11 protein-coding genes are annotated in these 9,782 nt (G+C 70.1%); 10 read left to right on the forward strand and 1 reads right to left on the reverse strand.

What is annotated here, in order from left to right; translation table 11 throughout:
• Nucleotides 1–2,319, forward strand: a 2,319-nt coding sequence (locus tag STRTUCAR8_RS08895; protein ID WP_006375230.1) for a hypothetical protein, incomplete at its 5' end; no start/stop codon positions are given.
• Nucleotides 2,320–2,441: 122 nt separating this feature from the next.
• On the opposite strand, the gene STRTUCAR8_RS52395 is transcribed toward STRTUCAR8_RS08895, so the two are convergent.
• The gene (locus tag STRTUCAR8_RS52395; protein WP_006375232.1) at nucleotides 2,442–2,621 is read right to left on the reverse strand and encodes a hypothetical protein; all 180 of its coding nucleotides are present in this window, start codon (nucleotides 2,619–2,621) and stop codon (nucleotides 2,442–2,444) included.
• A 340-nt stretch (nucleotides 2,622–2,961) separates the two neighbouring features.
• Between STRTUCAR8_RS52395 and STRTUCAR8_RS08900 the strand changes: the two genes are divergently transcribed.
• The 9 genes from STRTUCAR8_RS08900 (at nucleotide 2,962) to STRTUCAR8_RS08940 (ending at nucleotide 9,417) form a co-directional block, all read left to right on the forward strand.
• The gene (locus STRTUCAR8_RS08900) at nucleotides 2,962–3,192 is read left to right on the forward strand and encodes a hypothetical protein (protein WP_006375226.1); all 231 of its coding nucleotides are present in this window, start codon (nucleotides 2,962–2,964) and stop codon (nucleotides 3,190–3,192) included.
• A 45-nt stretch (nucleotides 3,193–3,237) separates the two neighbouring features.
• A complete protein-coding gene (locus STRTUCAR8_RS08905) occupies nucleotides 3,238–3,801 on the forward strand; it encodes a hypothetical protein (RefSeq protein ID WP_006375227.1) in 564 nt (187 codons plus the stop codon).
• A 1,152-nt stretch (nucleotides 3,802–4,953) separates the two neighbouring features.
• Nucleotides 4,954–5,532 carry a hypothetical protein gene (locus STRTUCAR8_RS08910; RefSeq protein ID WP_006375233.1) on the forward strand — a complete coding sequence of 193 codons (579 nt, stop codon included), beginning with the start codon at nucleotides 4,954–4,956 and terminating at the stop codon, nucleotides 5,530–5,532.
• Nucleotides 5,533–5,543: 11 nt separating this feature from the next.
• On the forward strand, nucleotides 5,544–6,710 hold the full coding sequence (locus tag STRTUCAR8_RS08915; RefSeq protein ID WP_006375229.1) for a coiled-coil domain-containing protein: 1,167 nt from the start codon (nucleotides 5,544–5,546) through the stop codon (nucleotides 6,708–6,710).
• A 59-nt stretch (nucleotides 6,711–6,769) separates the two neighbouring features.
• Nucleotides 6,770–7,165 carry a hypothetical protein gene (locus STRTUCAR8_RS08920; protein ID WP_006375225.1) on the forward strand — a complete coding sequence of 132 codons (396 nt, stop codon included), beginning with the start codon at nucleotides 6,770–6,772 and terminating at the stop codon, nucleotides 7,163–7,165.
• Between the two features lie 42 nt (nucleotides 7,166–7,207).
• Entirely contained in the window at nucleotides 7,208–7,525 is a 318-nt protein-coding gene (locus tag STRTUCAR8_RS08925; RefSeq protein ID WP_006375235.1) for a hypothetical protein, read from the forward strand.
• A 67-nt stretch (nucleotides 7,526–7,592) separates the two neighbouring features.
• Nucleotides 7,593–7,901, forward strand: a complete 309-nt coding sequence (locus tag STRTUCAR8_RS08930; protein ID WP_006375228.1) for a hypothetical protein — start codon at nucleotides 7,593–7,595, stop codon at nucleotides 7,899–7,901.
• A 27-nt stretch (nucleotides 7,902–7,928) separates the two neighbouring features.
• Nucleotides 7,929–8,453, forward strand: coding sequence for a hypothetical protein (locus STRTUCAR8_RS08935; protein WP_006375224.1), 525 nt, complete (start codon nucleotides 7,929–7,931; stop codon nucleotides 8,451–8,453).
• 73 nt (nucleotides 8,454–8,526) lie between these two features.
• Entirely contained in the window at nucleotides 8,527–9,417 is an 891-nt protein-coding gene (locus tag STRTUCAR8_RS08940; RefSeq protein WP_006375234.1) for a SprT family zinc-dependent metalloprotease, read from the forward strand.
• Nucleotides 9,418–9,782 lie beyond the last annotated feature (365 nt).

Genomic DNA, 9,782 nt, shown 5'->3' on the forward strand with positions numbered 1-9,782 from the left:
GACTTCGAGGGCGTGGTGCTTTCGATCCGCCTGGCCGTCGCCGCCCTCGGCCGTCCGATGCCCGCCTTCGACCTGGCCCTGCGCCGGCACTGGGAGCGCAACCACCCGGGCGAACCGCTGGAGGAGTACCTGCGGCGAGGCGGGATGCTCAGCCGGTTCAGCAACGCTGTCAATCTGCCCAGCCAGCTGCAGTCCGCACTCGCCGACGCCGCCCAGGCCCTGGCCCTGCCCGGCACCGTCGGAGGAGCCGTCGGCCAGCTCACCACCGCCCTGGTCGGCGCCTTGCGCGAGCGGCGCCAGACCGTCCGCGCCCTGGCCAGCTGCAGCCGCCTGGCCGACATCCTGGACGCTGAGCCAGATCTGGAGACGCTGAGCTTCGCCACGCACCTGCTCGCCTGGGACCTGGCCCAGCTCCCCGAAGCCCATCGGATCACCCCCGTGGTGCTGCTCGACTCCTTCGAGGAGGTCGGAGACCGCACCCACCGCGACTTCGAGCGGCTCCTGCAGCGCATCGTGTGGCTGATGCCCAACACGTTCTTCGTCATCACCGGACGCAACCGGCTGCAGTGGGCCGAGGAAGGCCTGCAGGGACAACTCGACTGGACCGGCCCCACCGCCTGGCCAGGCCTGGCCGGACACGTCCCGGGCGCCCGCGCCCACGGCGGCGTACGACAGATCCTGGTGGGCGACTTCGCCCCCGAGGACTGCGACGACCACCTCGCCCGCCGCCTCGCCCACAACGGACAGCCGCTGATCGGCCCGGAACTACGCCGCACCATCAGCGAGCGCTCCCACGGTCTGCCCCTCTACCTCGATCTCGCCGTCATGCGGTTCCTGGAGATACGGCGCAACGGACGCGCGCCGCAGCCCGGCGATTTCGGCGACTTCCCCGCCCTGATCTCCCGCACCCTCAGCGACCTGACCAGCGACGAGCGGCACGTACTGCGGTCGGTGTCGCTGCTCGACGCGTTCTCGGTGCCGCTTGCCACGCAGGTCGCCGGCCTCACCCACGACGCGGCAGCCCTGCGGCTGACCGAGCGCCCCTTCATCCGCGAGGACCTCACCGCCCTGTGGCCCTTCCACCTCCATCAGGTGGTGCGCTCCTCGATCCGTACCGCCGAGGACCGCACCGACGACCGATGGTCCGAGCAGGACTGGCAGCGCGCCGCACAGCGCGCCATGGCCGCCCTCGGACAGGAGTGGATCCACGGGCCCCGCCGCGAGCGCACCGTCCTGATCGGCGTACTGCGCCAGGCCCTGCGCCTGGCCCGCGACTTCAACCTCGACGAGCTGGACTGGCTCACCGAGGCCGCCTTCGCCTACGTCGGCGACTCCGTGTGGGAGCCGCTCGCCCCGCCCGCCCACGGCCCCGAGCGCGCCGCGCTGTCGACGCCGGCCGAGGCCCTGGTCGAAACCCTCAGCACCCTGGCCCGCCGCCAACGCGAGCACCGCGGCCGTACCGTCGAGCGGCTCACCGCCGTCATCGACTCCGGCCTGCTGCCCGCCGAGCTGCAGGAAATGCCCCTCTACTACCGGGCCAAAGCCCTGCGCGACATCGGACGCACCGAGGACTCGCGCCACGGCTACCAACAGGTGGCTGACACCGGGGGCCGCCTCGCGCAGGCCGCCCGCCGAGGACTGACGCAGGCCGCCCGCCTCGACGGCGACTTCCCCACCGCGCTCGCCGCAGCCCAGACCCTGGGATGGGAGGGCCGCCAGCAGCGCGTCCTCGGTGACCTGCACTGGATCCAGGGCGAGGTCCAGCGCGCGGCCGAGGCGTACCTGGCCGGGCGCCTCGAAGCCGAACAGCACGCCAAGACGGGCGAAGCCGCGCACAACCAGGCACTGCGCGCTCTCGCCCTCGCGTTCCTCGACCCCCGCCAGGCCGACGACGAACTCGACCTCGCCCAGCAGCTCCTCGCCGGCCTCGACCTGCGGGCCACGACGATGAACGCCGCCATCGCCTCCGTCATCCGAGACGCTGGCAGCCCCGACCTCGACGACCGCGTCCGCACCCTGCGCACCGAACTCGACGTCGCAGGCCTCACCTCCACGACGCCCACCCTCGAACTCGCCGTCGCCTTCCACCAGGCCGTCCTCGACGACCACGAGGCCCTGACCGGCACCATCGCCCGGCTGCGCGAGCAGACGAGCGACGGCGCGTACGCCTACTACACCGACATCGCGCACTTCATGGCCGACCGTCAGCTCCCCGACGACCACACCCCGCCCCGCTGGCTGGACAACGAGCAAGCAACCCGCAACCGGTGGCGAAACCTCGTCACCGCCCGACGCGAACGGCTGCGCACCGCGCGGTAGCCATCACGGCCAAGGCCGGGGTGGGACGGGCGGGACAGTGGAGAGTGAGCACCGAGGCGAGGAGGCTCCGGAATCCCAGCTCGGACACCGTAAGGGGCCCGGGGTTTACCGGGCCTGAGCGGTCACAGCCAGGCGAAGAACCACTGGAGTGCCAGGGTGATCAGCAATCCGCCAGCGGCGTAAGCGGCCCCCATCATCGCCCGCCAGGCAAGCAACTTCGCCCGGCGCCGCAGACGCCAGACGGTCCGCGGTTGCCTCGCGGATTCCGGTGGCACAGCAGCAGGCCCCGTAGGATGAGTCATGACAGTCTCCTGTGTTTTGAGTGCATGAGGCTTCACGAGAGCCCCGCCAGACCTTGTAGGTGTCCAGCCAGGAGGTCCGGCGCGGGCTCTCTGTGCTCTAATCTACCTTGCTTTCTTAGGCGCATTCGCCATGTGGGGTGATGAGTGCCAACATCTAGCGGCTCAAACCTTTGATTCAAAGGTCTAGGTTTTGGGCGTGCTCCCGGAATCAATAGCAATCGAGTGCGGTTCGCCTGTGAAACTGCGGATCACCGTGCGACAACCTTGGAAATCCTGAGGCAGCTCAGCAGCGGGCCAGGCGGGACCAGATGGCTCCGAGCGGCGAGGGGAGGAGCAGTACGTGGGGACCAGGCACCTTGCCCGGCTGCAGTTCGAGGCGGACGGCCCGGCCGTCGAGGGCGAGTGGATCGTCCCAGCCACGGCCCAGGACCGGTACACCGAGTGGGTCGGGCTGTACGGCACCGGTCCGACCGTCGTGATCCAGCTCATCGAGGAGACCGCCGGCCACGAACACGTACACAAGACCTGGACGGCCCAGGGCGAAGTCGAGGCCGAGGGCATGCGCAGCTGACAGTGTCCGACCCGAACGGACCGCGCACTGCGGGAACATGTGGCCATGCCCGACACCGCATGGCCCCTGCTGGTAGCCGCCGTCACCGCCGTGGTGACCACCCTTGCGGTCGGTCTGTTCGTCGCCCCTCGCATGGAGGCCCGCAAGAAACGCCTGGGCGAAGTCCACACCGCCCGCGACGCGTTCAGCACGAACATGACGCGGATCATCTCCGCGTGCTCGTTGCTGGAGAGGCTCCAGCTCCCGCCAGCCGACGAGCCTGGTCTGACGTCGGTCATGCGCGACCGGCTGACGGGTGAGCGGGAACGCTGGTGGCAGCAGCTCGATGACGCCACCCGATGGCTGATCGACAACGTCGCGACGTACGCCGGCAGCTGGCCCATGCGCCACCTCATCCATTTCGCCGTCGAGTACGCGGGCAACGCCCGCATGGTCGTGCTGTCCGAACGGGAAGAGGCCACCAAGTTGGAGCTGCTGCTCGCGCTGACCGTGCCGGTTCAGCGGCAGTTCTTCGGCTGGCCCTGGTCGCGCGTGCGGCACATGTTCGCCGACCGCCAGGCCTTCGCCGAGACCATCACCCGCATCGGCGGAGAGCCCATCGCGCCGTAGGTCTGCGCGGGCGAGCGGATGACACTGAGCGCCTGCTCCGCTCTCGTCAAACGCGCTTCAGGCAGGTCGCGGGTACCTGGCCGCCCTGCACGACGCGCCACGCACTCCCGTCCCTCCCGCATTTGCGGTAGGCGGGCCCGCTCTGGGTCCGCGCGATGGCGACGATGCACGACACCACACGATCGCCCTTGCGTAGGTAGTGGTGCACGGGCGAGCTCGGCGTTGCAACGGGGCCTTCGTTCCAGGAGGGCCGCCGTACCGCCACTTTCTTACCGGTGACCTCCCACCAGGTGCTGCAGGGCGTCGAGGCCGGCACTGCCACAGAGCGCTGCGCAGGTGCGGCCTCGACGGGGGCCGACACGGCGCCGGAGCCGACGAAAGTAGCCGCGAGTACGACGGCCGTAGTGATCAGACGAGTCATGTCGGGACAACCGGCTCGACTGGCGGTGTCGTCACGGGCTGGCCCGGAAGATCACCCGCCCGAGGCGCCTCCTGCGTAGGCGCCAGGGGTCGGACTTCTTGTTTCCGGCCCTCAAATGAGGTGCGCGTTTTTGGAAGTCCACAGCTCAGGACCGGTAGGAGTGCCGTTCCGCCGAGCGGACTGTTACCGCGCCGAGCGTCGTCGAGCTGGACTGTCGAACGCAGCCGCGGCCCGTCTGCGGGGCGCGTGAGCTCCGTAATCCTCCGTGGCCTGCAGCGTGCGCGTCTGCAGGTACTTCGGGCTGGGAAAGACGGCCAGCGGCGGAGGGAGGGGGTCGGTGGCCGACCGGTCGCCGACTACCCGGGTGCGCTGTGGTGCGGACCGTACCCCCGCCGTCGCGGATGCACGAGCGTGAGGCGACCGCACCGCCGGCCGTGGCCGAGGGGGAGCAGCTGCTGCCGCGCAGTGGTGACCAGTCCGGTGTGGTCGCTCCGCGTCGGCCGACGTCTCGCCGTGGCCGAGGAGTGTGTCGTCGCCGGTCGGCCGAGCCCCCGGGGGGACCCCACCGCCCGAGGCCGTCGCAAGCGAGTACGCCGTCCGTACGGCTGGCGATCTTTATCCCCCCAATTCAATCCATTGCATTCCATCATCACAATGCAATGCAATGCATTGACATAATGCATTGCATTGCATTAAACTGAGGGGGCCGCAAGGACGACGAGGAGGACGAGATGACCGACCTGGTGACCGCGTACGGCACGGCCCCCGGCCTGTACGACGAGGAGCAGGAGCTCGTGCGAACGATGTCCCGGCTCCCTCTGCGCGAGCGACTGTTACGCCGTGCCGCGCTCGCCGACCGGGGCACGCTCGACGCATCCGAAGCGGACGGCAAGGCACAGCAGTCGATCCGCAGCGCCGCGCTCAAGCTCGCTGCGCACGACCAGGCGCACGGCACGTCCGCCGGCCCGATTGCCCCGACGACGATCGACACCGACTCCCCCGCCGCCGCCCTCCGGTCGTACGTCCGCCAGGAGTACGCCGCGTGGAGCGCCCCCGCCGGGCCGTCCGTCTGGCTCGTGACCCGGGCCGAGGACCCCGGCGCGATCCCGTGCGAGGACGAGGCGACCGCCCGCGCGTACGCCGAGACCCGGTACCGGCAGGATGAGGACCCCGCAGCCCCCGCCGTCCTGCGCTGGGACGAGGACGGGGAGCTCGTCGACGAGACGCTCCCCAGCAGTTACCAGGGCACCGGATGGACCGCTCGCGAGGAGCAGGTCATCCGCGCCGCTGACCTCCCCAACGTCGAGTAGGAGCAACGACCATGAGTGAGCAGCAGACCCAACAGCCCGAGCAGGCCGCCAACGAGTGCGTGTTCCCCGACTGCCACCGGCCCCGGGTCCCGAAGGACCCCAGCGTGCGCGGGCAGGCGCCGAAGTACTGCGACGACCCCGACCACAACGCCGCCACGGCGTACAAGGCCAAGAACCGGCGCCCCGCCGGCCCCGGCGCCCAGGCCGTCCAGGAGGAGGACACCGACCGTCCGGTGACCGGCGCCGCCGCGACCGCCCTGCTCGTGCGCGAGTCCGTCCTCACCGCCGTCCGCGAGCTGGGGGAACAGCTTCCCCGGTACATCGGGCAGCTGGAGACCATCACCGACCCGGAGGCCGCCGAGGCCCAGGTCGCCGCCGCCGAGACCCGCGCCGAGGCCCGGATCGCCGAGGCCCAGCAAGAGCTCGTCACCGAGCGAGGCCGGCGGGAGAAGGCCGAGCGCCGGGCGAAGAACGCCGAGACGGCCAAGACGGAGGCCGAGGAGGCAGCGGACGAAGGGCTCCGCCAACTCGACGAGGCCAAGGCCAGGTTCGAGGCGGAGACCGCGCGCATCCAGGAGGAGGCGGACGCCGCCGTCGCCGAGGCCGAGCGGCAGCGGGACGAGAAGGTTGCCCAGGCCGTCGCTGACGCCGAGGGCAGGATCACCGAGGTCGAGGCGAGGACCGCCGGGGAGGTCGAGGCCGCTGAGGAGAAGGCAGGGAAGGCCGAGGTCGAGGCTGCGCGCAAGGTGGCGGAGATGGAGAAGACCGTCGAGGAGGAGAAGAAGGCCGCCGCGCAGGTCAAGGCCGACTCCCTCCAGTCCGTCGAGGACGCCAACGCCCGGGTGGTCGAGGCGAACGGCAAGGTCGAGGAAGCCCAGCAGGCCGCCCGCCAGGCCGCCGCCGACGCGAACACCAAGGTCGAGGCCGCCAACTCCGTTGTCACGGCCCTGCGTGAGGAGGTCGAGCGGATGACCACCGCCGCCCAGACCCGGGAGGGTCGCATCGCCACGCTGGAGGGCGAGGCGAGGGACCTGTACGGCCAGCTCCGCACGGCCGACAGCAAGGTCCGCGACGCCGAGGAGAAGACCCGCGCCATCGAGCGGGAAACCGAAGAGCAGATCCGGATCCTGCGGGCCGAGCTGGACACCGCGAAGAAGAGCGGAGGTAAGGGCCGATGACGACGGCCACCGAGCCGCAGCCCGTGGCAGTGCCCACCCTCTTAGAAGGAGAGTTCGACATGCCTGACCCGATCACCGGCGAAGGGTTGACGCGCCGACGCCCGAAGTCGCGTACATGGGAGCCCCGGACATGCTGCACGAGGTCGCCGACCTCACGGCGATCTCCGAGCGCTGCAGTCGAGACCGCGACCGCCGGCACCAAAGCGAGACATACGAGCCCGACAAACACCAGAGCGCTCTACCTGCTCCGCCGTGCCGCCCTGTCCGACCGGCTCTCACTTGCGCACCCGGACGTCGAGGACTTCCTGACCGACGCCGTACAGCTGGCCCACCAACTCGCCGAGTTCGACCGCAAGCACGACACCCACGTCGGCCCGATCGGCCCCAGCGCGATCGAGTGGGACCCAAGCCACCGCCCCTACGTCCGCCAGGAATACGACCACTGGGGATGGTGACCACCACCCCCCGCCCAACTCTGCCACCACCGAAGGGACCCCATGTCCACGGCCCCCGCCGACGCCGTCCAACTACCGCCGGCCTCCCGGCTCGCCGCCGTCCTGCAGGAGCTCATGACCGAGTATCCGACCGACGACGCCGAGTTCTCCACCGACGCCGTGAGCGCCGTGCTGACTGTCACCCCACTCCACGGAGACGACCAGGGCACCGCGATCGGCGTCCCGCTGCAGGCCGGTCAGGTCGAGTGGCTGACCAACCTGCTCAGCAGGGAGTCGGCCCACTGCCGCAACTCGCACTCGGACGAGAGCGGTCAGTGCGGGCACTGCGCCGGCACCGGCTCCGCCCGGTCGCTACGGTGAACCCCGCCCGCCCAGCAGGGCTGACGACGACGAGCACCAGGACGACGACCAGGAGGGGCCGAACCACATGATGCTGGCCGCGGACAAGGGCGACATCAACACGATCATCGGGGGAATCGCCCCCGACTGGGGCCCCTTCGGAGCCCTCGGCACCGAGGCGAAGACCATGGTCCAGGTGGTCATGGCACTGGCCATCCTGATGTGCATGGCCCTCGCGATCTGGGGAGCGGCGAAGCAGCGCATCGGCGCCACCGCCCTGCGAGACACGTTCAGCGCGGAGCAGGGCAAGGGCCTGATCGTCGCCGGGCTGGCGGGCGTCTTCATCATCGGCTCGCTCGGCACCGTGTTCACCATCGTCTACGGCATGGCCGTCTAGCCGGCCACCGACGAGGAGGAGCTGGACATGGCAGAGCAGCAGACCCAACAGCCCGTGCCGTGGGCAGCCCTGGCGACAGACGCCTCGACCGTCGAGCGCTACCGGTCCCGGGTCTACGACCGGGGCCCGGACCGGTGCGCGTTCTGGCTCGGAGCCATCAGCGACTCCGGCCACGGAAAGCTCCGTGCCGGGTCCCGGAAGTCCGGCACCTCCCGCGTGGTCACCGTCCATGTCCTCGGCTACGTCATCGAGCACGGCGCCGCCGCCCTCCCCGAGGGCCACGTCGTCCGGCACACGTGCGACGAGTCCAGTTGCCAACTGACCTCCCACTGGGTGGCCGGACAGCGGCTCGACAACATCCGCGACTACTACGCCAGGTCCCACCGGGCCGGGCACGCGCTCAACGACGTCCGGGGCCCGGACGGAAGGGCCGTCGCCATCCGCGACGCGATCCTCGGCGCCCTGGCGACGGGTGCCGACGTCGAGGCCGCGATTGCCACCGCGATTGCAGCGGGTAACCCCTCGGGCGCCTCCCAGGACACCCTCTTCTGACCCTCCCCTGGTAACAGTTGACGCCGCCCGTACGTTGATCAAAACCCATGCACATGGGGAAAGGAGCGACCGCATGGCCGATCTGAAGACCGACCCGGGGCGCGAGGGCACCCGGCTCATCACCGCACTGGAGAAGTGCTGGACCGCGATCCAGAAGCATCACCCGGACGTGCCGCCGGTCCTGTTCATCACCGGAACCGGAATCTCGCGTAGGCAGACGGAGAAGCCCCGCACGTCCACCGACGCACCCCGCCGGCACTACCCGACCCGAGGTCACCACTGGGCCGACCGGTGGGCAGTCGCCGAGCGCGAGCAGCGTCTCGCCGAGCTGTTCGTCGCAGGGGAGACGATCAAGGACGGAGGCGAGGAGATCCTCAAGACCGAGCTGCACGAGGCAGCTCACTCGCTCGCCCATGTTCGAAAGATCCAGGACACCTCCAAGGGTGACCCCAGGTGGCACCGCAAGGAGTTCGCGGCCCTGGCCCGCGAGGTCGGACTCGAACCTCCACGCAGGTCCGAGAAGCCGTTGGGTTTCTCCAACTGCACTCTCACCGACGCGACCCGTCGGAAGTACGCGTCCGTCATCCGCCAGCTCGACGCCGCAGCCCTCCCCGGCCTCGGCGACGACCAGGACGCCGCCGTCGAGGAGCCACCGGCCGCGCCGGAGCCCCCCGGCTCGACGAACGGCAAGCGGGTCAAGGTCACCTGTTCCTGCCTGCCCGAGCCGCGGGCGTTCCCCGTCACGCCGAAGGTCCTGGCGGAGGGGCCGATCATCTGCGGATTGTGCGGCGAACCGTTCACCCTCCCGGGCGAGGAGGAGGACCAGGAGCAGCCCGCCGGAGCCGAGCTCGGCCCCGAAGCGGAACCCACCTCCCCTGCCGACGAGTTCACCGTCGCCCTCCCCGAACCCCGCCCCGCCGAGGCCGCCGAGCCCCAGGATTCCTCCATGGACATGGGGCACTGACCCGCGCGGACCGGCCGCGCTCGCGCGACTCACGGCCTCCCGGGTGGTGATGCATTTCTCCATGGACATGGGGCGCAGCTCGGCGCCGGCGGGCGAAGTCGGCGGCGGAATCGCTGCCCGAGGAGCCCACCTGCTGGTAACTCTCGAGGATCCGCTTCGGCGGGGCCTCCCGTGCTTCCCGCTCCGGTCTTCGTTGCGCTGCTGTGCATGCCTGCTCCTTCACGACTCGCGGGCCCAACCCGCGGATGGGTCGTTGGTGTATGCACATAGTAAGTTAGAGTAGCTAATTAATGCAAGCTACATCTAATTTCGCCTGGTGGAAGGGGTGGGAAAACGTGTCACTCCGGACGGGTGATCGTCCTTGA

The sequence above is a fragment of the Streptomyces turgidiscabies Car8 genome, assembly GCF_000331005.1.
In the GTDB taxonomy this organism is placed as follows: domain Bacteria; phylum Actinomycetota; class Actinomycetes; order Streptomycetales; family Streptomycetaceae; genus Streptomyces; species Streptomyces turgidiscabies.

Excerpts from the sequence above, each read along its gene's own strand:
- STRTUCAR8_RS52395 (WP_006375232.1), bottom strand. The coding sequence starts at position 2,621 with ATGACTCATCCTACGGGGCCTGCTGCTGTGCCACCGGAATCCGCGAGG.
- STRTUCAR8_RS08905 (WP_006375227.1), top strand. The coding sequence starts at position 3,238 with ATGCCCGACACCGCATGGCCCCTGCTGGTAGCCGCCGTCACCGCCGTG.
- STRTUCAR8_RS08910 (WP_006375233.1), top strand. The coding sequence starts at position 4,954 with ATGACCGACCTGGTGACCGCGTACGGCACGGCCCCCGGCCTGTACGAC.
- STRTUCAR8_RS08915 (WP_006375229.1), top strand. The coding sequence starts at position 5,544 with ATGAGTGAGCAGCAGACCCAACAGCCCGAGCAGGCCGCCAACGAGTGC.
- STRTUCAR8_RS08920 (WP_006375225.1), top strand. The coding sequence starts at position 6,770 with ATGCCTGACCCGATCACCGGCGAAGGGTTGACGCGCCGACGCCCGAAG.
- STRTUCAR8_RS08925 (WP_006375235.1), top strand. The coding sequence starts at position 7,208 with ATGTCCACGGCCCCCGCCGACGCCGTCCAACTACCGCCGGCCTCCCGG.
- STRTUCAR8_RS08930 (WP_006375228.1), top strand. The coding sequence starts at position 7,593 with ATGATGCTGGCCGCGGACAAGGGCGACATCAACACGATCATCGGGGGA.
- STRTUCAR8_RS08935 (WP_006375224.1), top strand. The coding sequence starts at position 7,929 with ATGGCAGAGCAGCAGACCCAACAGCCCGTGCCGTGGGCAGCCCTGGCG.
- STRTUCAR8_RS08940 (WP_006375234.1), top strand. The coding sequence starts at position 8,527 with ATGGCCGATCTGAAGACCGACCCGGGGCGCGAGGGCACCCGGCTCATC.